A 25,327-nucleotide genomic window follows, 5' to 3' on the forward strand; every position below is an offset into this window, starting at 1 on the left:
CAGCAGCTCCTTGCTCAGCCAACCGCCGCTGCCTTCGTCTCCGAGCTCGTAGTCCCAGCCGCCGCAGCGCAGCGAGCGCTCGCCGTGTACGCCGTAGGCGATGGAGCCCGTGCCGGCGATGATCACGATGCCGTCGGCAAGGTTTAGCCCCGCTGCCCAAGCGCTTTCCACGTCGTTGACGAGCGCATAGGGGTGCGCACCGGCAACCTTGGCCACGATCTGTTCGATGCGCGCCGTCGACGTGGTTCCCTCTCCATACCCACACATACCGATGCCGATGCCGTACTGCTCGCCTAAAAGCCCGGCAGCCTCGGCACGAGCGATACCCTCGGCGAGGACAGCTTCCATGCCATCGAAGCCAGCCTGTGCGTAGTGGCTCGTTGGCAACTCGAAGCGGTTGAGTTGCGTTAGCGTCTCGTCATATGTGGCGAACGCCGTCTTGGTTCCGCCTGCATCAATTCCGAGCCAGCGCATGGCATTCCTCCGGTCTTCGTGTTCACCCGTGCGTCACCATGGTGCATCACTATGGTAAAGCGAGCTGGGTTTGGTTGTTTGGCTTATCAATTCTGATCGGTCGTGCGGTACAGCAAACCGGCCTTATTCTATCAGTTAGGAAAACTCCAGCTCAGAGCCTCCGCAACCATGGGTTGGTTAAAATGTCCGCCAAACATGGCTTCCGTCGCCAGCGCGCGGGGATGCAGACCGGGTTGACGTGGCGCATGGCGAAGAGCGGGCCAATGCGACGCGCGGCGCCAAGCGCGGTTGGCTGTATCGCGTTGATGAAGGACTCGATGCAGCGTCCGGCTGTCGCTTTGCCAAGGCAAGCAATGCTTTTAATACCCTCCCTGTTTCTCCAAAGTTAGCCAAAAAAGCGCTAAGTCGGTCTTTTTTCTTTTGGTTTGTGGGTGCGCTTTCATAAGTATGCTGGTACGGAGCCATGCGATAGGCTTCCTATCAGCGCGGTTGTCAGATGGCACCGTCAAAACCCGAGACAAAAGACCGACTTAGCGCATTTTTGGATAAAAAAACGAAAGTAGGGGGTCTAATAATTTGCTATGCGCGCCCGATGCGGTCTCCAAGCGCCTGCGACCAGCATGGTTTCGATAGCCCGCGCGTCCGGTGAATCAAGACCGCTCGCACGACGGGCGGTTCCTTACGTCGTGTGCATCGCGCGGAACGATATAAAGCCGAAATACGGTGCGGCGCACCGCCAGTGCGTCGCGCAAGACGCCACGGCCTCCATCATTAACAGTGTATGAATCGGGTGGCTTGCTCGCGCTCGAGGCAGGGAGCTGGTACCATTGACCCTCGCATGCCGGGCTGCGCGGTCTACGCAGGCTCGGCAATCTGTACGCACGCCGCCCGCTCCGGCACGGGGCGGCACAGATTATAAGGAGGACTCTGTGGCAGAGACCCAGACCACTGCTGGCGCACCAACCGGCGCCGCAACCGCTACGCCCGCTGCATCCGGCGTCCAGAACCCCGAGAACATCCATTCCATGCACACCCGCACCGCCGGAGAGCTTCGCGCCGAGAACATCGGCGAGGAGGTTACCCTCACCGGATGGGTGTGGCGTCGCCGCGACCACGGCGGCCTGATCTTCTGCGACCTGCGCGATCGCACCGGCATGACGCAGTGCACGTTCGACCCCGAGCACGCTCAAGGCAGCGCGTTCCACACCGCCGAGACCATGCGTCCGGAGTGGCCCATCCTGGTGCACGGCACCGTGATCGCCCGTGATGCCGAGACGGTCAACCCCAAGCTGCCCACCGGCGAGATCGAGGTGCTTGTCGACCATATCGAGGTGCTCGGTCGCTCCAAGACCCCGCCCTTCCAGATCGAGGATGGCATCGAGACCGCCGAGGACACGCGCCTGCGCTACCGCTACCTGGACCTTCGACGTCCGGAGATGGCCGAGAAGCTCAAGCTGCGCTCGGATTTCACCTTCGCAATCCGTTCTGCGCTCCATAACCGCGCATTTACCGAGGTCGAGACCCCGGCGCTCTTCAAGTCCACTCCCGAGGGCGCGCGCGACTTCATCGTTCCCAGCCGCCTGCAGCCGGGCAGCTTCTACGCCCTGCCGCAGAGCCCGCAGCTCCTCAAGCAGCTGCTCATGGTTGGTGGCGTTGAGCGTTACTACCAGGTGGCTAAGTGCTTCCGCGACGAGGACCTGCGCGCCGATCGCCAGCCCGAGTTCACGCAGGTGGACATCGAGATGAGCTTCGTTGACCAGGACGACGTCATGGGCGCGCTCGAAGACGTGCTTGCCGACGCGTTCGCCCAGGTTGGCGTCGAGATGCCCACGCCGCTCCGCCGTATCAACTACTGGGATGCCATGGACACCTACGGCTCCGACAAGCCGGACACGCGCTTCGGCATGCATCTCGTCGACCTCACCGATGTCTTCAAGGGCTCCAAGTTCAAGGTGTTCTCCGGCGCCGCCAACACCGAGGGCCACGTAGTCAAGGCCATCAACGCCAAGGGTGCCGGCACCTGGCCGCGCGCGCAGATCGATAAGCTCGCGAAGGTTGCCGAGTCCTTCGGCGCCAAGGGCCTAGCCTGGATCGCCTTCCGCGAGGACGGCTCCATGAACTCGCCCATCGTGAAGTTCTTCAGCGATGAGGAGATGGCCGAGCTCAAGAGCCGCTGCGACGTGGAGCCCGGCGACCTCGTGATGTTCGCCGCTGGCCCGCGTCTCGCTTCCGACGAGATCCTCGGCGGCATGCGCAGCCACATGGCCGATGCGCTGGGCATCGAGCGAGAGGGGCATGATTTCCTGTGGGTCGTGGACTTCCCGCTCTTCCGCTGGGACGACGACGCCAAGCGCTACGAGGCCGAGCACCAGCCCTTCACCCTGCCGCATGTGGACCAGCTCGACCTGCTCGAGACCAATCCGCTTGCCATGGGCAGCTGCACGTACGACTTCGTGATGGACGGTTTCGAGGCGGGCGGCGGCGGCATGCGCATCCATGATGCCGAGCTGCAGCTTAAGATGCTCGAGTTCATGGGCTTTACGGAAGAGCGTGCGAAGGAGCAGTTCGGCTTCCTCATGGAGGCGCTCACCTTCGGCGCGCCCCCGATGGGCGGCTTCGCGCTCGGTCTCGACCGCGTGTGCATGCTGCTTGCGGGCAGCGATTCCATCCGCGACGTGATGGCCTTCCCCAAGACGAGCTCTGGCTCCGACCTCATGTCGGGCGCACCGAGCGCGGTGTCGCTCGGCCAGCTCAAAGAGGTTTCGCTGCGCCTTATGTAATGACAAATGAGTCAAAACGGGACAGTCCCGTTTTGACCACTTTGACAAAAAATGGGACAGTCCCATTTTGACTGCCCCGCATTAACATTGAGCATCTTTGTTACACCTTGGCCCAGCCCCGCATCCAACGGCGGCTGGGCTGCTTGGTATTGTTACTATTGAGGAACCCGATAGAAAGGCGAGGAGCATGGTCGAGTTCACGCATGTGGTGCAGGGTCGAGCGGGTCTGCACGCCCGTCCCGTGGCCGAAATCTGCTCTTTCGCCGGTTCCTACGACGGCAAGATCACCCTTGCGTTCTCCGGGCAAACGGTCTCGGCGACCGATGTCATGGGCGTCATGGGACTCGGTGCTCGTCAAGGGGATGAGCTATGCTTTTCGGTCGAGGGTCCCGACGAGCAGTCCACCGCCGACCGCCTTCGCGCCAAGCTCGAGTCTTGCCTCTAGCCACTGGCCAGGGCCGGTGTGGCCGAGCTGGCACGCTGCTATGACGGGGAGCTCGAGGTCTATGAGTATGCGGCGTTCCTGAATGGCCGCCTCATCTTCTCGGAACCCGAGGTCGTGGGCGATCGGCCTGCACATGGCTCGGTCTTTACGCTTGAGGGTTCGGCAATTGTGTCGGCTGTGAAAGCGGCGGAGGATCCGGAGAAGCCGGGTATCATCGTGCGCCTGTTCTGCGGAATGCATGAGGGGGATGCAACGGCAAAGCTCGTGTTCGCGGAGCCGGTGCACCGCGCATGCATCTGCGATTTGCGCGAGCGCGAAACGGAGGAACTTGCCGTGGACGGCGCTACGGTTGAGCTGCCCGTGCTCAAGCACTGCAAGTTCATCACGGTCTACGTGGAGTGATAAAACGAACCCGGTTCGTTTTATCACAAGATGCGCCAGGTGAGGCAACGCGACCGCACGCGCCGCCCCTTTCGGATGTCTTATTGGAGACGCCTCGTTCTTGGCATACAATGGGGCGGCAGGGCGTTCACCTCGTGGCAAGGAGCTGTACCATGGAATCAATCATCGAGCTCGTACCGGTGTTCAAGGAGAAGATCTGGGGCGGGCGCAAGCTCGAGACCGAGTTTGGCTACGAGATTCCCGCCGGGCCCGTGGGCGAGTGCTGGGCAATCTCTGCACACCCGGCGGGCGACGACGAGATCGCCTCGGGCGAGTACGCCGGGAGGACGCTTTCGTGGTTGTGGGACGAGCACCGCGAGCTCTTCGGCAATTGCGAAGGCGACCGGTTCCCGCTGCTCGTCAAGATCATCGATGCGAAGGACGACCTCTCTATCCAGGTGCATCCCGATGACGATTACGCCGCCGAGCATGAGAACGGCTCGCTGGGCAAGAAGGAGTGCTGGTACGTGCTCTCCGCCGAGCCGGGCCAGACCATCGTTGTGGGTCAGCGCGCTCACTCGCGCGAGGAGTTCGCCCAGATGGTCGAAGAGGGGCGCTGGAGCGAGCTCTTGAACGAGATCCCCATCAAGGCGGGCGATTTCTTCCAGATCGACCCCGGCACGGTGCATGCCATCAAAGGCGGCACGGTGATTCTGGAATCTCAGCAGTCGAGCGATGTGACCTATCGCGTCTATGATTACGATCGCAAGCAGGACGATGGCACGCTGCGTCCTCTCCACATGCAGCAGGCGCTCGACGTCATCGATTTCGACTGCGCGCCGCTCACCTCGGGCGAGGTCGAGCTTTCGGGCCCCGTGACCACGCTCGAGCAGAACGAGTGCTACACTGTCGACCTCGTGCGCGTTGGCGAGGACGGGTGTCCTGCGGAGCTCGCCGTCGAGACGCCGCATCCCTTTACGTGCATCAGCGTGATCGAGGGGGAGGGCGTCGTGAACGGCCGGGAGGTCAAGAAGGGAACGCATCTGCTGGCCCTTTCCGCCTGCGATACGCTGGAGCTCTCCGGCACCATGCAGGTGGTGCTCTCCTACCTGTAGAGAGACAGTTGTGCCAGGTCAATCCGTCTCCGAGACAATCGTGCCGGGTTAATCTGTCTCATTTATCTATTCCACTCTTGTGTTTCGGCCCCGTCCGCGCCTCTGCGGGCGGGGTTTTGTTTACCGAGACGGCGAAGCAGAGAAGGAGACAGATTAACCCGGCACAACTGTCTCATGGGAAAAGTGTGCCAATAGAAACTTTTTTGTTACCAATGGCTAATTTCATCTTCCCCTCGCGTGGCTGTCGTGGTAGTTTACTTAGGTGAACTGCTGCGCACCGCATGCTGCGGCAAAGGTGCGCACGGATCGTAAGACGGAAACGATGAAACGGGTGGTTTGACATGGGACAGGGGCCGCAGATGCCAGCGATGCCGCTATCGCTGGTCCACAGCGGAGACACTGTTACGGTCGCACGCGTGCGCGGCAACGAGAACATTAAGCACCATCTCGAGAACCTCGGCTTTGTCGAGGGCTCAGAGGTGCACGTGGTGAGCTCGAGCGGCAGCAACATCATCGTGACCATCAAGGGGGCGCGGTTCGGCCTCGATGCGAAGGTCGCCGCACATGTCATGACGGCATAGGCACGCCTCTGCGTGCTGCGCCCGCTTAAGGCGGACCCGCGCGCGGTTAAGCCTTCCGCCGTTCGGAACGTGGAAAGGGGGATGCAATGAAAACGCTCGGAGATGTGCAGGTGGGTGGTTCGTCCACCATCGTGAAGCTTCATGGCGAGGGGGCGCTCCGCCGTCATCTCATGGACCTTGGCCTCATCAAGGGCACGCCGTTCACGGTGGTCAAGGTTGCGCCGCTCGGCGATCCGATCGAGATCACGGTTCGCGGCTATGAGCTCTCGATTCGCAAGGAAGAGGCAGCGATTGTTGAGGTGCAGTAACGCGGCGATTGCCGAGGCACGTCGCGCGCCGCTCGCTCATGGTGGGCGGGGCATCGTGTCGCGCCTCGCATAGCTTCTGGTGCAGCGCACCTCTTTTTTTGAAGGTAGAGTTAGCGGAATCTAACAAATATCACAGCTCCAGTGACATTTGTTAGCCTCAGCTTATTGACATCCGAAAACCCGGTTCCCGCGAACCAAATGGTTCGCTGTGGCCCGGGTCCCAGGAATCAGCCACGAGCCATCCAGGAACCAGGCACCGCAAAGTCCCGCGGAGTTCAGGCTTCGGGGCGTTCGCCACGATCCGGTTCGGGGTGTTAGGGGCTAAGGATTGCTAGCTCGGTAACTTGCAATAAGTTTCAAAGCCTATGGAAGAAGGATTACATGGCAGCTTCACAGCTCCATATCGCGTTGGCAGGTAACCCCAACTGCGGTAAGACCACATTGTTCAATCAGATCACGGGCCAGAACGGCTATGTGGGCAACTGGCCCGGCGTTACGGTCGAGAAGAAGGAGGCCAGGCTCTCCGCCGACAAGAGCGTGATCATCACCGACCTTCCCGGCATCTACTCGCTCAGCCCCTACAGCCCCGAGGAGCGCGTCTCGCGCGATTACCTCATGAGCGGCGAGCCCGATGTGGTCATCCAGGTCGTTGATGCCACCAACCTCGAGCGCAACCTGTACCTCGCGCTCCAGGTTATCGAGACGGGTGTGCCCGTGGTTGTGGCGCTCAACATGGCCGACCTCGTGGAGAAGAACGGCGACAAGATCGATACCGAGGCGCTTTCCAAGAGCCTCGGATGCTCGGTCGTCATGATTTCGGCGCTCAAGAACCGTGGTCTCGACAAGCTCATCGCCGAGGCCAAGCAGGCAGCGGGCAGCACTTCCGGCAAGACGCCGCACAAGTTTGACTCTGCCATCGAAGACGTCCTCGACCACATCGAGGGTCAGCTCCCCGGCTCGGTGCCCGTGCACAAGCGCCGCTACTACGCGGTTAAGCTCTTCGAGCGCGACGCCGATGCAACCAAGCTCGTGAACCTCGCCAAGAGCGCAGCCGACCGCGTGGAGGAGCTCATCGCCAAATGCGAGCAGGACTGCGACGACGACGCCGAGTCCATCATCACCGGCGAGCGCTATGCCGTGATCGCGCACATCATCGACGGTTGCCTCAAGAAGGCGCCTGCCCGCATGAGCACGTCCGAGAAGATTGACCGCATCGTCACCAACCGCATCCTCGGCCTGCCGATCTTCCTGCTCATCATGTACGTGGTTTACTATCTGGCCATCTCTACCTTCGGCACCGCGGGCACCGACTGGGTGAACGACAACCTCTTCGGCGAGGGCTTCGAGCTCTTTGGCCAAAGCTTCCCGTCCGTACCCATGGTGGTCGAGGGCTGGCTCACCTCACTCGGCGCAAGCGATCTCGTGATCAGCCTGGTAAACGACGGCATCGTTGCTGGCGTGGGCGCGGTGCTCGGCTTCATCCCGCAGATGTTCGTACTGTTCGTGCTCCTCTCCTTCCTCGAGGATTGCGGCTACATGGCGCGCGTCGCGTTCGTTATGGACCGTGTGTTCCGTCGCTTCGGCCTCTCGGGCAAGAGCTTCATCCCCATGCTCGTCTCTACGGGCTGCGGCGTGCCGGGCGTGCTTGCTACGAAGACTATCGAGAACGAGAAGGACCGCCGCATGACGGTCATGACCACGACATTCATCCCCTGCGGCGCGAAGCTTCCCATCATCGCGCTGCTCATGGGTGCGCTCGTGGGCGATGCCGAGGCCACGTGGATTGCTCCGCTCTTCTACTTCCTGGGTGTCGTGGCTGTCATCGTCTCGGGCATCATGCTCAAGAAGACGAAGCTCTTCGCCGGCCGCCCCACGCCGTTTGTCATGGAGCTGCCGAGCTACCACTTCCCCTCGCTGAAGTCTTGGTGGCTGCATATCTGGGAGCGTGTGAGCGCGTACGTCAAGAAGGCGTTCACGATCATCTTCGCTTCCACCATCGTGGTGTGGTTCCTGTCGAACTTCGGCGTTGCCTCTTGGGACGGTGGCACGGGCGCCTTCGGGTTCCTGCCTGCCATGGAGGGCGTGCCCGAGGAGTTCACCGACTACTCTGTGCTCGCCATGCTCGGCGGCGCCATCGCATGGATCTTCGCTCCGCTCGGCTTCAGCACGTGGCAGGCCACGGCTATGTCGATCACCGGTCTTGTGGCGAAGGAGAACGTGATCGCCACGGCGGCGTCGCTCCTGCACATCGCCGATGCCGGCGAGACCGATCCGGCGCTCTGGCAGGCCTTCGCCGCCATGTTCCCAAGCGCTGGCGCCATCGCCGCTTTCGGTGCGTTCAACCTGCTCTGCGCGCCGTGCTTCGCGGCCATGGGCACCATCCGCGCCCAGATGAACTCCGGCAAGTGGACCGCCATCGCGCTGGGCTACGAGTGCGCCTTCGCGTGGGTCGTGGGCCTCATCATCAACCAGCTCTATAACCTCATCGTGCTCGGTGAGTTTGGGCTGTGGACCGTCGTGGCCTTCGCATTCATCGCGCTCATCCTCTTCCAGCTCTTCAGGCCCATGCCTAAGGGAGCTATGGGCGAGGACGATGGTGTGGCTCCTGCTGCCGCTGCTGCATAAGATGGGGCTCTTGCCCGTATAAGATTCGGTTGCTCGCCAGGGCGCCCGCACGGTACCTGCATGGCGCCCGCTCGGTGCCCTGGCCTTCAACTCGGAGCGGATTGCTCGTGGCGCCCATCCCCTCTGTTATCCAACAGTTTCCAGCCTCGATGGGATCCGCTCCGCGTTGGAGAAGCTATGCGTGCCCCATGCGTCTTAGCTGCATGGGGTACGATGATCGTATCGTAGGAGGTGAACGCGGTGCTTTCTTTGGCCGACATCATCGTGCTCGCATTGGTGGCCGTCGCGTTCGTGGCGGTGTGCGTGCGTGTGCGGCGCAAGGGGTCGTGCGCGGATTGCGCTTCGGCGGGCGTCTGCACGGGGCATTGCAGTTCGAGCACCAAGAAGAGCTGCCCGGCCATGAAGGGCGTCGACGCCGTGGCGCAGGAGCTCGAGCAAAGCGTAAAGTGATAAAACGAACCCGGTTCGTTTTCTCATTTTTAGGCACAGTAGAATGATAAAACGAACCGGGTTCGTTTTGTCAAACTGGGCTCGCTGCACCATTTTGCGGGCACCGCCTACCGTGCCCCGGAAACGCTGCTGAAACAATCGTATGGCACAGTGAACAGGTACGTGCGTGTACTGTGTGAACCCCAGTATTAGGGAGGACACTGGCTCATGGATCAGCAGCAGAACATCGATTTCGTTCTTCGCACCGTCGAGGAGCGCGGCATCCGCTTTGTGCATCTCTGGTTTACCGATGTGCTCGGCAGGCTCAAGAGCTTCGCCATTAGCCCCGAAGACCTCGAGGTCGCCTTCGAGGAGGGCGTCGGCTTCGACGGCTCTGCCATCGAAGGATTCACCGCGCCCGAGGAGGCCGACATGCTCGCCTTCCCGGACCCGTCCACGTTCCAGGTGCTTCCCTGGCGTCCCTCGCACGACGGCGTGGCCCGCGTGTTCTGCGACATTCGCAAGCCCGACCGCACGTATTTCGAGGGCGATCCGCGCGAGTGCCTGCGTCGCATGTTCCGCAAGGCGGAGTCGTCCGGATACATCATGAACGTCGGCACGGAGCTCGAATACTATTACTTCCCCGACGACCACACGCCCGTTCCCATGGACGAGGTGGGCTACTTCGATCTCATGCCGTCTGATTCCGCGCGCGACCTGCGCCGTGACACCGTGCTCACCCTCGAGAAGATGAGCATCCCGGTCGAGTACACCTTCCATTCGTCGGGTAAGTCGCAGCACGGCATCTCGTTGCGCCATGCCGAGGCGCTCACTACCTCGGATGCCATCATGACGGCCAAGTACATCATCAAGCTCGAGGCCTATGCGTCCGATATCCATGCCTCGTTCATGCCCAAGCCCATCGCAGGGGCGCCGTCGAGCGCCATGTTCCTCCACCAGTCGCTCTTCGATCGCCAGGGGAACAACGTCTTCTGGGGCGAGGACGACAACACGTACCATCTTTCCGATCTTGCCAAGCACTACATGGCGGGCATCCTTGCGCATGCGCAAGAGATCAGCGCCATCACCAACCCCACGGTCAACTCTTACAAGCGCCTCACCACGGGCGAGGGGAATACGCCCGAGTCCGCCACGTGGGGGCTGCGCAACCGCTCTGCGATGATCCGCGTTCCCATCTACAAGCCGGGCAAGCAGCTCTCCACACGTATCGAGCTGCGCTCCCCGGACCCGATGTCGAACCCCTATCTCGTGAACGCGGTGACGCTCGCCGCCGGCCTCGACGGTATCGAGCGAAAGCTGGAGCTACCGCCCGAGGCTACGGCCGAAATGCTCAACCAGGGCCCCGAGGCGCTGGCCGCTACCGGCTATGCTCCCCTGCCGCGCAGTCTCGACGAGGCCCTCGATTACTTCGAGGACTCCCAGTTTATGAAGGACGCGCTCGGTGAGCATATCCACTCGTTCTTCCTCAAGAAGAAGCGCGCCGAGTGGGCGAAGTTCACCTCGACGGTCACCGAGTGGGAGATCAAGCACTACTTCGCAAATTCCTAGCGAAGTTCGGGTGGCTGCGCGGTAACGAGCTTGTGCCCGCCGTGCAGCTGAGCGTGCCGTCTGGCCGGTCAGTTGAAGGTTCCGGCAACGGGCACGGGCCGGCGGAGGCGCGAAGGGCCGCAGGAAGGGTTTTAAGACCCATCCTACGTGCGGAAATGCGCATCTGCGCTGCAAGTGGTAGGTGTTTTACGGTAAGATAAAGCAACGCGTTAGGAGGTGCTGCATGGCCGAGAAGTGCATTTTGTTTATGGCCAGGACAACGCGGTTCCACGAGTTTGCCCGGACCCTCACCCAATCGCTGGGTGTGGAGGTGAGCTTGGCGACTCCCGATTCTCCTAACGCGGCACACGATTTTGACCTGCTGATGCTCGATGGGGATGGCATTCGCAACGACCGCATCGACCAGATCGCGAAATGGCTCGAGGACCGCGGCGGCATCCCGATGCTCGTGATCGTAGACGACGAGACCCTTCCGTCGCTGCGCCTGCCCGCGCACTCCCGCTCCGACTTCATCTGCGCTTCGGCGAGCCCCGCGGAGCTCGAGGCACGTGCGCGTCGCCTTATGGGAGATGACGACTCCTTCAACCTCGACGACATTCTTCATATCGATAACCTCGTCATCAACCTCGCGACCTATCAGGTCTATCTCGATGACGAGCCCGTCGACCTCACGCTCATGGAGTACTCGCTGCTCTCGTTCTTGGCCACTCATCCTAACCGGGCCTATTCGCGCGAGGTGCTGCTGCATCGCGTGTGGGGCTTTGAGTACTGCGGCGGCACGCGTACCGTCGACGTGCACATCCGTCGCATTCGTTCGAAGGTGGGCCCGCAGATCGCCGCGCACATCACCACCGTCCGCGGTGTGGGTTACCTGTTCAAAGACTAGCGTGTGTTGGCGCCGGCTTGCGGCGGGCAGCTATGCGCGAGCGAGGGGAGGGGAAAGTCGCAGCTCAGGCGGCCGGCGCCCTCCCGGCCGCGATGCGGCTACTCGGGCCCTCCGCCCCGAAGTGCCCAAAAGCTGAAATCACGATCTCCCCGAAGATGCAATCAGCGTTTCCCTAGGTCGCGCCCGATAGGCCGGCTTGCGACGTGCGGCGATAGGCCGGTTTCCGATAGCGCGATACCTCTCACGTGCCGTTACAATTAGTTAAAAATGACTGAAGCTCGCGTGTTGTCTCGTGCAAACGCGCGGGCTTGGGTACAACGCTTGCTGAACAACGATTCTGTATGGAAGTTGAAAGGAAGCAGCTACGATGGATGAGAAGTATCCCCAGCGTCCCGAGGGGACCGCGACGGGCGAGGGCACGGCGTCCTCACCGCGCATAGAGATCGAGCCCACACCTCAGGCGCCGCAGGGGGCAGCCCCTGCGAGTGCGTTTCCTACGCAGCCGACCGCGCCTCAGACGGGGAGCGCACAGGCTGGCTCTCCGCAGGCTGGCGCCGCACAGGCAGGCACCCATGCGGCCCCATCCGGTGCCTCGTGGGCAAACCCCTCCGGCACCGCGGGCCAGGCGCAACAAACGCAGCAGTACGCCGCCCCGCAGGCAGCAGCAGGCGCAGGCATGTCTGGCGCGGGTCGCGACCCTCGTTCGTCTCAGGCGCCCTCCGCGCCGGCCGAAACGGTCACCCATACCGTGGTGAAGACGAAAACTAAGAAGCTCCCGGTCTTCGTCTCGTCGCTCGCCGGCCTGGTGGTTGGCGCGGTGCTTGTGATCGCGCTGGTCATGACCGGCGCGCTTCGCATCGGCAGCACTAACGTAGATGCGCCTGCACTTTCGGATAGCGGCTCGAACCAGACGATTCAGATCGATGCCGAGGATACGACGCTCGCCGAGGCGGTATCTGCCAAGGCGCTGCCCTCGGTGGTCTCCATCACGGCGGTGAACGAGGGCTCCGGCGAGGGAGGCATCGGGTCGGGCGTGATCCTCGATACCGATGGCAACATCCTCACGAACTACCATGTCATCCAGGGTGCGACGACCATCAACGTCTCAACGAACGATGGCGCGAGCTACGAAGCCGAGCTGGTGGGGCAGGACGAGTCGAGTGACCTTGCAGTCATTCGCCTGCAGGGCGCGGACGCAAGCTCGCTCACGCCTATCGAGATCGGCGACTCCGACAGCCTCACGGTTGGCGAGTGGGTCATGGCAATCGGTAGCCCGTTCGGCAACGAGCAGTCCGTCTCCACGGGCATCGTGAGCGCGCTCTACCGCTCGACCGCTATGCAGTCCACTTCCGGCACCACGATCTACGCGAACATGATCCAGACCGATGCCGCCATCAACCCCGGTAACTCGGGCGGCGCGCTCGTGAACGACAACGGCGAGCTGATCGGCATCAACTCGATGATCGAGTCCTACTCCGGCTCGAGCTCGGGTGTTGGGTTTGCCATTCCGGTGAACTACGCGATTAACATCGCTCAGCAGATCATCGATGGCGAGACCCCCGCGCACCCGTACATCGGCGTGACGGTGACCACGGTGAACGCGTACTCCGCTCGCCAGAACAATCTTGCGGTCAGCGAGGGCGCGTACGTGAACTCCGTGAACGCCGGCAGTCCGGCCGAGGAGGCGGGGCTCCGCGAGGGCGATATCGTTACCGCGGTCGACGACACGCAGATTACCTCGGCCGACGGTCTCATCATCGCAGCGCGCGAGCATAGCATCGGCGATACGGTCACGCTTACCGTGGTGCGCGACGACGAGACCATCGAGGTGGATGTGACGCTTGGCTCCGATGCCGAGGTGCAGACCGAGAGCCAGGACGGCACGACGGGTGAAGGCTCCGGTAACTCGCTCAGCGAAGAGGAGCTGCGCCAGTACCTCGAGGGACTCATGTAATGCCAAATGAGGGATAGCCCCTCATCTGACATGGCGAACCGATAGGCCCGCTGCGGAACGCATCCGCGGCGGGCCTTTTGATGTTTGGGTATTGGCTGCGCGAGCCGCTCTCCATGTGAAATTGGGACAAAGAACCTTTTGCGCGAGCGAGATGTTACGCTATGAAAGCGACCAATAGGTGATGGGAGAACTATGACAGAGCAGCAGAGCCTGTTTGATTTGAGCCGCGCATCGGATGAGGCAGCCGAGAGCCATGAGCCAACGTCGGAGCGCGCAGACGAGGAGCGCCGCGCGGCCGCAGCTCGGGCGGCGGAGCTCAACCACCAGCTGGAATACCATGCATATCGCTACTATGCCCTGGACGCTCCCGAGATTACGGATGCGGCGTTCGACAAGATGCTCGTGGAGCTCCAGCAGCTGGAGGCAGCGTATCCCGAGCTCGTGACGGCACATTCCTACACGCAGCGCGTGGGCGGGTACGTGTCGCCGCAGTTCCAATCGGTCACGCACATGGCGCGCATGTATTCCATGGATGACGCCATGAACCTCGATGAGCTCGATGAGTGGCTCGACCGCACGGAGGCAGCGCTCGGTGCGGGCCAAGCCACCTATACCTGCGAGCTCAAGATCGATGGCCTGGGCGTGGCTCTCACCTACGAAAACGGGCTCTTTGTGCGCGCGGCCACCCGTGGTGACGGCACGACGGGGGAGGACGTGACGCTCAACGTGCGCACCATCAAGGACGTCCCGGCGCGGCTTTCCGAAACGGCGCTCGCTCACATGGGGGCCGATGCTGCTACGGCCATCGAGGTGCGCGGCGAGGTATACATGCCCAAGGGGAGCTTTCTGCGCCTGAACGAAGAGGCGGATGCCGAGGGGCGCGACCCCTTTGCCAACCCGCGGAACGCCGCCGCGGGAAGCCTTCGCCAAAAGGATCCCAAGGTCACGGCCCGTCGCGACTTGGCTACCTTCCTGTATGCCGTTGCCGATACCGCTCCTTTGCATGTGACGTCGCAGCACGACTTTCTCGCATGGCTGCGCGATGCCGGCTTCTCGGTGAACCCCAACGTCGCGCGCTGCACCACCCCCGCCGAGGTGCACGAGTTCTGTGCGCAGGCGCTCGCCCACCGCGCGGACCTCGACTACGATATCGACGGCGTGGTGGTGAAGGTCGACAGTTTTGCTCTGCAGGACGAGCTGGGCTTCACGGCGCGCGCCCCGCGCTGGGCCATCGCGTTCAAGTTCCCGCCCGAGGAGAAGGAGACGGTGCTGCGCGAGATTCGCATCCAGGTGGGCCGCACGGGCGTGCTCACGCCGGTCGCGGAGTTCGACCCGGTGGTGGTGGCCGGCTCTACCATCGCCCGCGCGACGCTCCACAACATCGACGAGATCCGTCGCAAGGACGTGCGCGAGGGCGATACCATCGTCGTCCATAAGGCTGGCGACGTGATTCCCGAGGTTGTGGGCCCGGTGCTCGCGAAGCGCCCCGAGGGCGCGCAGGAGTGGGATATGCCCGCGACGTGCCCTGCCTGTGGGAGTCCCGTGGTGCACGAGGAAGGCGAGGTCGCCTACCGTTGCGTGTCCATCGATTGCCCTGCTCAGACTAAGGAGCGCTTGGCGCACTGGGTGAGTCGCGGCTGCATGGATATCGACGGCGTGGGCGACGAGCTCATTGATAAGCTCATGGAGGCGGGCCTCGTGCGCGACGTGGCCGATTTCTACACGCTTACCGCCGATACTGTCGCCGCGCTCGACACGGGCCGCACCTACCTTAAAGACGATAAGCGTCGCGGCGTGCGCGCGGGCGATTCCATCCCCGTGGGCGCGACCATTGCGGCCAAGGTCATCGATGAGCTCAACAAGTCGAAGCAGCAGCCTCTTTCGCGCGTGCTCTTCGCGCTGGGAATCAGGCACGTGGGCAAGAGCGTGGGCGAGGCCATTGCGCGGCGCTTCCTCACCCTCGATGCGCTCGTTGTGGCAAACGAAGAGGATATCGCGGCCATCGACGGCGTGGGGCCCAAGATCGCGGCGAGCGTGAAGCAGTTCTTCAGCGTGCCGGAGAACCTGGCGGTGCTCGAGCGCCTGCGCGTTGCCGGCCTTACGCTGGAAGAGGACCTTTCGGGCGAGGCGGCGCGCGCGGCCGAGGAAACCGGCGTCTCGGTTGACCTTGCGGAGGCGCAGCCGCTTGCGGGCTTGACCTTTGTGCTTACCGGTACGCTTGAGCGCCGGACGCGTGACGAGGCCGGCGCGGCGCTCAAGGCGCTCGGCGCCAAGGTTACGGGCTCGGTTTCGAAGAAGACGAGCTACGTGGTGGCAGGCCCCGGTGCAGGAAGTAAACTCACCAAGGCCGAAAGCTTGGGCGTGCCCGTGCTCGACGAGGAACAGCTTGAGCGCGTGCTCGCCACGGGCACGTTGCCAGCAAAATGATAAAACGAACCCGGTTCGTTTTATCATTTTGAGAAGGAGGTCGCAATGAGTATTGGCGAGCGGGCGCTTGAGCAGCACGCGGCGTGGCACGGAAAGATCGAGGTCGTGAGTCGCGCTGCGGTGGAGACGGCGGAGGACCTTGCGATTGCGTACACGCCGGGTGTTGCCGCTCCATGCCTCGAGATTCAGCGCGATCCGGACCTCTCGTATACCTACACGCGCCGTGGGAACCTGGTCGCGGTGATTACCGACGGCTCGGCGGTGCTGGGCCTTGGCAACATCGGTCCGGTCGCGGGCATGCCCGTCATGGAAGGTAAGTGCGCGCTCTTCAAATCGTTTGCCGACATCGATGCCTTCCCGCTGTGCGTAGGCACGCAAGACGTGAACGAGCTCGTTGAGACCATTCGGCTCATATCCGGCAGTTTCGGCGGGATCAACCTCGAGGATATCTCGGCTCCGCGTTGCTTCGAGGTGGAACGGCGGCTCAAAGAGGTCTGCGATATCCCCATCTTCCACGATGACCAGCACGGCACCGCGATCGTGGCGAGCGCAGCGTTCATCAATGCGTGCCGCCTTACCGGGAGGGAGCTCGCAACGGCTCGCATCGTGTTCTCGGGCGCGGGCGCGGCGGGCATCTCCATCGCATCGCTCATGCTCGAGCTCGGCGCGCGCGACATCGTGCTTTGCGACGTTGACGGTGCGCTCTATGAGGGAAAGCCGGGCATGAATCCCGCGCAGGAGCGCATTGCGGCGCAAACGAACCCACGTGGCGTTACGGGTTCGCTCGCCGACGCGCTTGCAGACGCGGATGTGTTCGTGGGCGTGAGCGTTGCCGGCGTGCTATCTCAAGATATGGTGCGAAGCATGGCTCCCCATCCCATCGTGTTCGCCCTCGCAAATCCCGTGCCCGAAATCATGCCCAACGAGGCGCGGGCTGCGGGCGCCGCTGTATGCGCATCCGGGCGCTCGGACTTCCCCAACCAGATCAACAACGTGCTCGTATTTCCCGGCGTGTTCCGCGGAGCGCTTGATGTGCGTGCGCGCGATATCAGCGACGGCATGATGGTTGCCGCGACGCACGCCATCGCCGGCATGGTGGGGGAAGATGAGCTGCGGGCCGACTATATCCTGCCTTCGGCGCTTGATAAGCGCGTCGTGCCCGTGGTTGCCGCCGCCGTGGCCGAAGCCGCCCGGTCCGAGGGCCTCGCGCGGGCCTAGGGCGTTGTAGCGGCAGGATGTTGGGCGACTGGCTCGGCGTTTTCAGGGAACGGCGCCCTAGTTTGCTCGTTTATACGCCGCAATTGGCTATTTTTCGTCAATTTGCGTGATTGGCTCACGGCGCACGTGGGCTTGAGAGCCCAGGTTCCCGTTCACGTGCGGCAAAATGCCTGGACAGGTTGATAAACGCGCCGAATATCGGAACATTGCGGGCAGTTTGAAGCTCTGTTGGAATCACAGCACCACGCAAATTGACGAAAAGTAGCCAGAAAACCGTTCCGACGAGCGAAATCGGATTCTTTGCGGCATTGCGATGGAGCTTGGAGCACGACCAAGCTGGTGCGGGCCACGATGACGCAGCCCCAATGGCGCAGCCCCGATGGAGCGGTTTCAGCTGGCGTAGCCCTTTCCGATGGCACTGCCCCCGATTGCGCCTGGAGCGATGCCGTCACGCAAGGGGGCCAACCGTCACCTTAGGCAGCACCCGGCTGCGTTCGGAGCGATGGTCGAGCCCGTTTTATTTCGCGCTTATGTACGCAGGGGTTGTTGCTTGACAGCAGCTTTGCTCAGGATTATTACTTGACGCATCAACAGTTGATATATCAAGTAATTAAGGGGATGGATCGGCGTGGAAGATCCCGACCTGTTTGAATTCCGTGCATTGCTTTACCGCACGAGCCATGCGCAGCGGCAGCTCATGCATCCATTCATGGCGAGCATCGGCCTTGGCACCGGGCAGCCCAGGCTGCTTTCATATCTTGAGGAAAACGGTCCGAGTTCGCCCCGCGGCCTCGCTGAATACTATGAGCTCGACCCTGCGGGCGTCTCGCGCATGCTCGATGCGCTCAGCAAGAAAGGGCTTGTGGCCATAGCGCCCGCGGCCGATGACCGTCGCAGCAAGGTGGTCTCGCTCACGGCGGAAGGCAAGCGCGTCTCCCAATCGTGGGGTGCCGCGTGTCGTGAGGAGGCGGCGGCCATGTTGGAGGGCTTCACGCCCGAGGAGCGCGCCGCATTTGCAGATTACCTGGTTCGCGCACATGCGAACCTGCGTGCCTACGGGCGGCAACTGGCAGGGGAGGAGTCCCGGCCCGCTACGGAGCGGCTAGATCCCATGCCTGCGGGAGAGGAGTCCCGGCCCGCTTCTGCTCTTAGCCAGCCCTCTGCTCCTGAGGAGGCATCCCATGCATGAACTCCGCCGCATCGTCGGTTTCCTTGGTCCCTATCGCCGCGACGCGATCCTCGGCATGCTCCTCGTGGTCATCGAGAGCGCGTTCGAGATGGTCATCCCCATCCTCATGGCCGATATCATCGATGTGGGCGTGGCTACCCGCGACCTCGACTTCATATTCCGCCAGGGCGTGCTCATGCTTGCATGCGCCGCCCTCTCGCTCATCACAGGCCAGCTCTACGCACGTCACGCCGCCCGCGCTACGTATGGCCTCGGCGCACGGCTTCGCGCCGCGGAGTACGAGCACGTGCAGGAGATGAGCTTCGCGAACCTCGATCACTTCGAGACCTCGTCGCTCATCACGCGCATGACCACCGACGTCACCGTGATCCAGAACGCGCTCAACGCGGGATTTCGGCCGATGGTGCGTGGGCCGGTGATGCTTGTTATCGGCTTCGGCCTGGCGTTTTATCTCAACATGCAGCTTGCACTCGTGTTCGTGGGAGTCTCGCCGTTCATGATCGTGGCGCTTGCGCTCATCGTGCGTCATGTGGGGCCCCTTTACGGCGTGTTGCAAACCACGGTGGATAGGCTCAACGACGTAGTTCAGGAGATGCTTACCGCCGTGCGTGCCGTGAAGGCATACGTGCGCGAGGACTACGAGTGCGCGCAATTTCGCGCGGTCAACGAGGGCTTAGCGCGCACGAGCGAGCAGACGTTCAAGTTCGCGGTGCTGAATATGCCCGTGCTGTACGTCTCGCTTTACACGGCGACAACGCTCATCATGTGGTTCGGCGGCCAGATGATCCTGGGCGGGGAGCTCCAAGTGGGCGAGCTGACCGGGTTCCTTTCATACGTCATGCAGATTTTGAACTCGTTCATCATGATCTCGAACGTGTTCCTGCTGCTCACGCGTTCGTTGGCGAGCATCCATCGCATTTGTGAGGTGCTGGATGAGCCGGTCGACCTCGTTTCGCCGGAGGTCCCCATCACCGAGGTGGCCGATGGGTCCGTGGAGTTTCGCGACGTGTCGTTCAAGTATCGCGCGGATGCTGCCGAGAACGCGCTTGAGCACGTGAACCTGAGCATACCCGCCGGCTCGACCGTCGGCGTGCTCGGTGGCACCGGTTCCGGCAAGACGACGCTCGTGCAGCTCATACCGCGGTTATACGATGCGAGCGAGGGTTCGGTGCTCGTAGGCGGGCGGGATGTGCGCAGCTATGATCTTGAAGCGCTCCGCAACGCGGTTTCGATCGTGCTACAGAAGAACGTTCTGTTCAGCGGTACGGTTCGCGAGAACCTTTGCTGGGGGAATCCCAAGGCAACGACCGAAGATCTGCTCGAGGCATGCCGCCGTGCCCGCGTGGACGAGTTCCTCGACCGGCTGCCCGGTGGGCTCGAGTACGACCTGGGGCAGGGCGGCGTGAACGTTTCGGGCGGGCAGAAGCAGCGCCTCTGCATTGCTCGCGCCCTGCTCAGGCGGCCCCGCGTGCTCATCTTTGACGATTCGACCTCGGCTGTGGACACGGCGACCGATGCCGATATTCGCGCGAGCCTCGCTGCGCTTACCGGCGTGACGAAGATCATCATCGCCCAGCGCGTGAGTTCCGTAGCGGATGCGGACCAGATCGTCGTGCTCGACGACGGCCGCGTGCATGCCGTGGGCACCCATGCCGAGCTCTTGGCGAGCGATAGCATCTACCAGGAAATCTACGCATCTCAAACGCATGGTCCAAATGGGGACGGTGGTCCAAGCGGGGACGGGGTCAAAAGAGACCATCAGGCCGCGCCCGAGAACGGGGAGTGGGTCAAAACGACCCCGTCCCAAAAGGGATCAGAAGGGGGTGAGCGGTAATGGCTGCGCCTGGGAACAAGCCGCAGGATCTCATTGCAACGCTGCGTGAGCTCCTCGCGTATATGGGACGCCATAAGCTGCTCTTTCTGGCGGTGGCGCTGCTGGTGAGCGTGTCGGCTATCGCCAACCTGCTCGGCACGTACATGATCCGGCCCGTGGTCGATAGCCTCGCGGGCGGCGCGTATGCGGACTTCGTGGCAGGCATCATCGCTACGGCCCTCATCTACGCTGCCGGTGTGGTGGCAGCGTTCGCGTATACGCAGGTCATGGTGCACGCTGCGCAAAAAGTGCTCGTGGACATCCGCCGCGATCTCTTTGCGCACCTGCAAAAGCTGCCGCTGAGCTACTTCGACACGCACAATCGCGGCGATATCATGAGCTACTTCACCAACGACGTGGACACCGTGGCCGAGGCTATGAACAACAGCTTCGCCATGGTCATCCAGAGCGCCATACAAATCGTGGGCACGCTTGCCATGATCTTCATCTTGAATTGGCAGCTCTCGCTCGTCGTGGTGGTGGGCTATGTCTGCATGTTCGCCTATATTCGCTATTCGACCAACAAGAGCCGCGGTTTCTATCAGCGGCAGCAGTCGGTGCTCGGCGAGCTCGACGGTTACATCGAGGAGATGGTCACGGGGCAGAAGGTCGTGAAGGTCTTCAACCATGAGGAGGCGAACCTCGCGGGGTTTCGCGATAAGAACGAGCGCCTGCGCGTGGCGGGCACAAGCGCCCAATCGTATGCCGCGTCGATGGTGCCGGCGGTGGTGTCCATCAGCTACGTGAATTATGCGATTGTCGCCGTGCTCGGTGGATGGATGGCGCTCACCGGCCAGACCGATGTGGGCGTGCTCGCGAGCTATCTCGTGTTCGTGCGCCAGACGGCGCTGCCCATCAACCAGTTCACGCAGCAGTCGAACTTCCTGCTTTCGGCGCTTGCCGGCGCGGAGCGCGTGTTTGCCGCCATGCGCGTGGAGCCCGAGGCCGACGAGGGCAAGGTGACGCTCGTTAAGACGGGTGAGGACGCATGGGCTTGGAAGGTGCCTGACGGCTATGGCATCGGCGTCTGGGGTGCGCTCGTTCCGGTGGCGGAGCGCAATATGGCTGCGGACGGCACGGTGCTCACGACGGGCCTCATCCCGCTCCGCGGCGATGTGCGCTTCCATGCCGTGAACTTCGGCTATACCCCAGAGCACGAGGTGCTCCACGACATCAACCTTTTTGCCAAGCCCGGCCAGAAGATCGCGTTCGTGGGGTCCACGGGTGCCGGCAAGACCACCATCACCAACCTTATCAACCGCTTCTACGACGTGCAGCACGGCGAGATCACCTACGACGGGATCAACGTCAAGAACATCGCGAAGAGCGCGCTGCGCTCCTCGCTCGGCATCGTGCTGCAAGATACGCACCTGTTCACCGGCACGATTGCCGACAACATTCGCTTTGGCAAGCTCGATGCGACGGACGAAGAGGTGCGCGCTGCCGCGAAGATCGCCAACGCCGATAGCTTCATCCGGCGTTTGCCAGATGGATATAACACGATGGTGACCTCGGATGGGGCGAACCTGAGCCAGGGGCAGCGGCAGCTCCTCGCCATTGCGCGCGCGGCCGTGGCCGACCCGCCGGTTCTCATTTTGGACGAAGCGACGAGTTCCATCGACACGCGTACCGAAATGCTCATTGGGCGCGGTATGGATCAGCTCATGCGCGGGCGCACGACGTTCGTGATCGCCCACCGGCTCTCCACGGTGCGCGATGCCGACGCGATCATGGTGCTCGAGCAGGGCCGCGTTGTAGAGCGCGGCAGCCACGACGAGCTTATTGCCCAGCATGGACGCTACTACCAGTTGTATACCGGCATGCTCGAGCTGAGCTAGTCTCTGGGTTGCGCGGGGCTCGCAGCACGCGGGGCTGGGCATCCGAGCTGATGGAGGGTGGCCTCTCGGTTGCGCGGGGCTCGCTCCTGCCACCCAGGGTGCGCATCCGTTGTGCTAGAGTGGTGCCCATACTGGGGCCTCGGATGATGGGGGACGTGGCATGACACAAGGATTCGTCTACGAACCGTAGCGGGCGCACTGCGTTCGTTCTCTGCCCGCACCATCGCTCGAATCCAAGGAGCCCCTATGCTCGACCGTATTCTTGCCGAGGCTCGCGCGCTCGCACCGGCGGCGCGCCGTCTCGTGCTCATGCGCTTTCTCATATACGTAGGTATTCAGTCCTGCTATTTCATCGGTGTGCTCGGCACGCTCACCTACAGCATGGACGGTGAGGTCGCTTCGACCGCCGTCGTGGTGGCGCTGCTCAACCTCTTCCAAATCGTAGGGTCGTTTGCCGGCGGAGCGTATCTCGACGCGCGAGGCCCCCGGCTGCACTTCGCGTTGCTCGTCATCGTCATGCTTGCTGTTGACGCGTTTTGCATCGTGTTTGGCGGCGACGTGTCCGCACTCACCTTTGGCGCGGCATGCTTGGGGTTCAGCCTGGGCTTTTTCGAGCCGGTGTCTCGCTCGTACCCGGCCTACCTTACGGCAGACGCCATCGAGCTCAAGCGCATCAACTCGGCGCTCTCCATCGTGTCGAATATTGGCGTGGTGGTGGGGCCACTTATCGGCGGAGCGATCGCCTCGGTGGCGCCAACGCGAGCTGTCTTCGCTTTCATGGGCGCGTGCGTGGTGCTCGCTGTGATTCCGGCAGCGGGGTTTCGCCCGGTAATCGGTGTCCGCGCTGAAGGGGGCGGGCAAGATGCAGGGTTGGCAGCGGAGCTGGCGGAGGGCTCTGCCGGCGCTGGAACAGATTGCCGTGCGGCCGGTCCGAGCGGGCGCCCCGCCAGCTCGCGCTCGTCGCTTGGTCCGAGTGGGCACCCCGCCGGCTCGCGCTCGTCGCTTATCGAGGGCATCCGCGCCGTTTTCTCCAACGCGGCGCTCTCCTTCCTCTTTTGGGCGGGCTTTCTCTCGTATCTGGGCTATGGCGCGCTCGACCCGCTCGAATCGCTCTACTACCGCGACGTCCTTCAGGTGGGCGTTGCGTGGATGGGCTGGCTCTCTGCCGCGTCTGGCGTGGGCGCGGTGGCGGGCGCGCTGCTCGTGCTGCGCATTCCGGTGCGCCGCGTGACCGTGCAGACGCTCCTTGTCCTGCTTTGCGGCATGGGAATCGGTTGCTTGGTGTATGTGGGCACGCCGTACGTGCTGGTCGCTCTTGTGGGGCAGGTGCTTTTGGGGCTTGCCTTCGGCATGATCGTTCCGTTGCAGAACACGCTGGTGCAGATGCACGCCGAAGTTGAGGTGATCGGCCGCGCGAATTCCATGATGACGTTCGGCGCCAGTGCGGGTGGCGTTATTCCGCTGCTTATGTCGCCTTGGCTTGCCGCGATGCTCGGGGTCCAGGGGACGCTTTTGCTGGCGAGCGTGCTCGTCGCGTCGTTCCCGGTCCTTGTGCTTGTATTCGGCCACCAGCGTATCGCGCGAATCGATGCCGAGGCGCATCCGGCATCGTAAAGGCTCCATGCGCGCTTTCCGGCAATGCCAGGCGCCCAGCATGGCAAAGCGCTCGGCGAGGATGAGTGCCCGGCGAGCTGGTGAGATTCCCGTTGATTGGGTACACTGGGAGGAACGGGGCACTGAGGCCCCAGTTGATCGGAGGAATCATGAACGAAGTCGAGCGCTACGGGCAGCAGCCTTTCGATGGCCCCATCTATCGGGAGGGGCCAGCGCCCAAGCTCATCTCTCGCCGCCTATATAATGTCCTGCTCACCGGATTCGTGCTCTTATCGTTTGTCATCATGGCGGCGTGCTCGTACATCACGGGCACGTATGAGTTCATGCTGTTCATGCTGAGGAACCCGTTTGCCCTCACCATCGGCATGCTCGTGGGCAGCATCGCGGGCTGCATCGTGATGAGCATCGGGCGTAGTAAGGAAAGCCTCCCCATGGGCCTTATCGGCTATGCCCTCTTCACGCTGACGTTTGGGTTCTCCACCTCGCTGATTCTGGGCATGTACGACATGCAGACCATCTCGCTCGCGTTTTCGGCGACGGCGGGCATCATGATCGTGTTCGGTGCTGCGGGCATTATGTTCCCGCAATTTTTCCAGCGTATTCAGGGCGTGCTCATCACAGCGCTGATCGCATTGTTTGTTGTCCAGCTTATCTTGATGTTCCTGGGCGTGGGCCAGACGTTCATCGACCTTGCTGTCATCGTGATATTCTGCGGGTTCATCGGTTACGACGTGTTCCGCGCATCGACGGCGGTCCCCACGGTTTCGAATGCGCTGTGGTACGCCATCGACCTCTACCTGGACATTCTTAATGTGTTCATTCGCCTGCTCTCGCTCTTTGGCCGCAGGGATTAGACTTCTCGCCCCTCACGTGCCTTCGTAGTCTTTGCGAGAGAGTGCCATTTCAACTTTTGGGCACTTCGCGCCGCGCACCCGGAGTATCCAGGTGCGCGGCGCTTCTTTTAGCTGGGGTTTTTCTATGCGACGGCTGCCCTATACATGGCAGGTCTTCCTTCAAGTGCCCAAAAGCTGAAACTCTAGTTCGCCCTTGCCTTAGAGCTGGCTCCAAGTTTTAGGATAAAGGCAGCAGATGGCTTGAGCGCCGTCTAGCGCGGCGCCGAAAGGAGCTGATAGCAATGGCAAAGACGCTGGTAGCCTACTTTTCGTGTAGCGGCGTGACGCGCCGCGTGGCGCAGCAGATCGCGTCCGTGACGGGCGGCGACCTGTTCGAGATAGCGCCCGAGGTGCCTTATACACGGGCGGACCTCGATTGGACGAACAAGCAGAGCCGCAGCACCATCGAGATGAACGACCCTGCGTGTCGCCCGGCCATCGCGGGTACCGTCGATGATATGGGCTCATACTCCACGGCATTCGTTGGCTTTCCCATCTGGTGGTACCGTGAGCCTTCAATCATCGATACCTTCCTCGAGGCATATGATTTCTCAAACGCGACTGTCGTGCCGTTTTGCACGTCGGGCGGTAGCGGTACGGGGTCGATCGACGAGCGCTTCCGCGGCGTGTGCGCGACGGCCGCGGGCTTTCGCCCGGCGCGTCTGCTCAACGGCGCGCGTGAGGCAGAGATAAAGCGCTGGGTAGAGGGGCTGTAGATTTGGCGCGAG

The 25,327-nt window shown here is 62.3% G+C and carries 20 protein-coding genes; 19 read left to right on the forward strand and 1 reads right to left on the reverse strand.

What is annotated here, in order from left to right:
• On the reverse strand, positions 1–474 hold a 474-nt coding region (locus AC1VS5_RS05625; RefSeq protein WP_481217979.1), incomplete at its 3' end, for a BadF/BadG/BcrA/BcrD ATPase family protein.
• 1,025 nt (positions 475–1,499) lie between these two features.
• Here AC1VS5_RS05625 and aspS point away from each other — a divergent pair.
• The 19 genes from aspS (at position 1,500) to AC1VS5_RS05720 (ending at position 25,315) form a co-directional block, all read left to right on the forward strand.
• Positions 1,500–3,254 carry an aspartate--tRNA ligase gene (gene aspS / locus AC1VS5_RS05630; protein ID WP_481217996.1) on the forward strand — a complete coding sequence of 585 codons (1,755 nt, stop codon included), beginning with the start codon at positions 1,500–1,502 and terminating at the stop codon, positions 3,252–3,254.
• A 187-nt stretch (positions 3,255–3,441) separates the two neighbouring features.
• Entirely contained in the window at positions 3,442–3,699 is a 258-nt protein-coding gene (locus tag AC1VS5_RS05635) for an HPr family phosphocarrier protein (RefSeq protein WP_019127768.1), read from the forward strand.
• 18 nt (positions 3,700–3,717) lie between these two features.
• The gene (locus AC1VS5_RS05640) at positions 3,718–4,101 is read left to right on the forward strand and encodes a glycosyl hydrolase-related protein (RefSeq protein WP_019127769.1); all 384 of its coding nucleotides are present in this window, start codon (positions 3,718–3,720) and stop codon (positions 4,099–4,101) included.
• Between the two features lie 152 nt (positions 4,102–4,253).
• Positions 4,254–5,195 (forward strand): type I phosphomannose isomerase catalytic subunit, encoded by a 942-nt coding sequence (locus AC1VS5_RS05645; protein WP_019127770.1) that lies wholly within the window; start codon positions 4,254–4,256, stop codon positions 5,193–5,195.
• Between the two features lie 359 nt (positions 5,196–5,554).
• Entirely contained in the window at positions 5,555–5,776 is a 222-nt protein-coding gene (locus AC1VS5_RS05650; RefSeq protein WP_144687611.1) for a FeoA family protein, read from the forward strand.
• An 86-nt stretch (positions 5,777–5,862) separates the two neighbouring features.
• Entirely contained in the window at positions 5,863–6,084 is a 222-nt protein-coding gene (locus AC1VS5_RS05655; RefSeq protein ID WP_019127772.1) for a FeoA family protein, read from the forward strand.
• Positions 6,085–6,465: 381 nt separating this feature from the next.
• Positions 6,466–8,709: a ferrous iron transport protein B gene (feoB, locus tag AC1VS5_RS05660; RefSeq protein ID WP_481217980.1), complete on the forward strand. Its 2,244-nt coding sequence runs from the start codon at positions 6,466–6,468 to the stop codon at positions 8,707–8,709.
• Between the two features lie 240 nt (positions 8,710–8,949).
• Positions 8,950–9,159, forward strand: coding sequence for a hypothetical protein (locus AC1VS5_RS05665; protein ID WP_019127774.1), 210 nt, complete (start codon positions 8,950–8,952; stop codon positions 9,157–9,159).
• Between the two features lie 207 nt (positions 9,160–9,366).
• On the forward strand, positions 9,367–10,707 hold the full coding sequence (locus AC1VS5_RS05670; protein WP_019127775.1) for a glutamine synthetase family protein: 1,341 nt from the start codon (positions 9,367–9,369) through the stop codon (positions 10,705–10,707).
• Positions 10,708–10,930: 223 nt separating this feature from the next.
• Complete coding sequence (locus tag AC1VS5_RS05675; RefSeq protein ID WP_276867282.1) at positions 10,931–11,593, forward strand: response regulator transcription factor; 663 nt, start codon at positions 10,931–10,933, stop codon at positions 11,591–11,593.
• Between the two features lie 367 nt (positions 11,594–11,960).
• Positions 11,961–13,547 carry a S1C family serine protease gene (locus AC1VS5_RS05680; RefSeq protein WP_287746447.1) on the forward strand — a complete coding sequence of 529 codons (1,587 nt, stop codon included), beginning with the start codon at positions 11,961–11,963 and terminating at the stop codon, positions 13,545–13,547.
• 192 nt (positions 13,548–13,739) lie between these two features.
• Complete coding sequence (ligA, locus tag AC1VS5_RS05685; RefSeq protein ID WP_481217981.1) at positions 13,740–15,974, forward strand: NAD-dependent DNA ligase LigA; 2,235 nt, start codon at positions 13,740–13,742, stop codon at positions 15,972–15,974.
• A gap of 45 nt (positions 15,975–16,019) precedes the next feature.
• Positions 16,020–17,192, forward strand: coding sequence for an NAD(P)-dependent malic enzyme (locus AC1VS5_RS05690; RefSeq protein WP_481217982.1), 1,173 nt, complete (start codon positions 16,020–16,022; stop codon positions 17,190–17,192).
• A 628-nt stretch (positions 17,193–17,820) separates the two neighbouring features.
• The gene (locus tag AC1VS5_RS05695) at positions 17,821–18,381 is read left to right on the forward strand and encodes a MarR family winged helix-turn-helix transcriptional regulator (protein ID WP_481217983.1); all 561 of its coding nucleotides are present in this window, start codon (positions 17,821–17,823) and stop codon (positions 18,379–18,381) included.
• The gene (locus tag AC1VS5_RS05700) at positions 18,374–20,215 is read left to right on the forward strand and encodes an ABC transporter ATP-binding protein (protein ID WP_481217984.1); all 1,842 of its coding nucleotides are present in this window, start codon (positions 18,374–18,376) and stop codon (positions 20,213–20,215) included. The genes AC1VS5_RS05695 and AC1VS5_RS05700 overlap by 8 nt, the downstream gene beginning before the upstream one ends.
• Positions 20,215–22,092 carry an ABC transporter ATP-binding protein gene (locus AC1VS5_RS05705; RefSeq protein WP_481217985.1) on the forward strand — a complete coding sequence of 626 codons (1,878 nt, stop codon included), beginning with the start codon at positions 20,215–20,217 and terminating at the stop codon, positions 22,090–22,092. The genes AC1VS5_RS05700 and AC1VS5_RS05705 overlap by 1 nt, the downstream gene beginning before the upstream one ends.
• A 246-nt stretch (positions 22,093–22,338) precedes the next feature.
• On the forward strand, positions 22,339–23,706 hold the full coding sequence (locus AC1VS5_RS05710) for an MFS transporter (RefSeq protein WP_481217986.1): 1,368 nt from the start codon (positions 22,339–22,341) through the stop codon (positions 23,704–23,706).
• Between the two features lie 149 nt (positions 23,707–23,855).
• A complete protein-coding gene (locus AC1VS5_RS05715; protein WP_019127784.1) occupies positions 23,856–24,560 on the forward strand; it encodes a Bax inhibitor-1 family protein in 705 nt (234 codons plus the stop codon).
• 281 nt (positions 24,561–24,841) lie between these two features.
• Positions 24,842–25,315, forward strand: coding sequence for a flavodoxin (locus AC1VS5_RS05720; protein ID WP_481217987.1), 474 nt, complete (start codon positions 24,842–24,844; stop codon positions 25,313–25,315).
• The last annotated feature ends 12 nt before the right edge of the window (positions 25,316–25,327 follow it).

The sequence above is a fragment of the Enorma sp. genome (assembly GCF_982429025.1).

Coding starts and splice junctions, on each gene's coding strand:
- AC1VS5_RS05645 (WP_019127770.1), top strand. CDS start 4,254: ATGGAATCAATCATCGAGCTCGTACCGGTGTTCAAGGAGAAGATCTGG.
- ligA (WP_481217981.1), top strand. CDS start 13,740: ATGACAGAGCAGCAGAGCCTGTTTGATTTGAGCCGCGCATCGGATGAG.
- AC1VS5_RS05705 (WP_481217985.1), top strand. CDS start 20,215: ATGGCTGCGCCTGGGAACAAGCCGCAGGATCTCATTGCAACGCTGCGT.
- AC1VS5_RS05670 (WP_019127775.1), top strand. CDS start 9,367: ATGGATCAGCAGCAGAACATCGATTTCGTTCTTCGCACCGTCGAGGAG.
- AC1VS5_RS05655 (WP_019127772.1), top strand. CDS start 5,863: ATGAAAACGCTCGGAGATGTGCAGGTGGGTGGTTCGTCCACCATCGTG.
- AC1VS5_RS05715 (WP_019127784.1), top strand. CDS start 23,856: ATGAACGAAGTCGAGCGCTACGGGCAGCAGCCTTTCGATGGCCCCATC.
- AC1VS5_RS05650 (WP_144687611.1), top strand. CDS start 5,555: ATGCCAGCGATGCCGCTATCGCTGGTCCACAGCGGAGACACTGTTACG.
- AC1VS5_RS05720 (WP_481217987.1), top strand. CDS start 24,842: ATGGCAAAGACGCTGGTAGCCTACTTTTCGTGTAGCGGCGTGACGCGC.
- feoB (WP_481217980.1), top strand. CDS start 6,466: ATGGCAGCTTCACAGCTCCATATCGCGTTGGCAGGTAACCCCAACTGC.
- aspS (WP_481217996.1), top strand. CDS start 1,500: ATGCACACCCGCACCGCCGGAGAGCTTCGCGCCGAGAACATCGGCGAG.
- AC1VS5_RS05680 (WP_287746447.1), top strand. CDS start 11,961: ATGGATGAGAAGTATCCCCAGCGTCCCGAGGGGACCGCGACGGGCGAG.
- AC1VS5_RS05690 (WP_481217982.1), top strand. CDS start 16,020: ATGAGTATTGGCGAGCGGGCGCTTGAGCAGCACGCGGCGTGGCACGGA.
- AC1VS5_RS05710 (WP_481217986.1), top strand. CDS start 22,339: ATGCTCGACCGTATTCTTGCCGAGGCTCGCGCGCTCGCACCGGCGGCG.
- AC1VS5_RS05700 (WP_481217984.1), top strand. CDS start 18,374: ATGCATGAACTCCGCCGCATCGTCGGTTTCCTTGGTCCCTATCGCCGC.
- AC1VS5_RS05675 (WP_276867282.1), top strand. CDS start 10,931: ATGGCCGAGAAGTGCATTTTGTTTATGGCCAGGACAACGCGGTTCCAC.
- AC1VS5_RS05635 (WP_019127768.1), top strand. CDS start 3,442: ATGGTCGAGTTCACGCATGTGGTGCAGGGTCGAGCGGGTCTGCACGCC.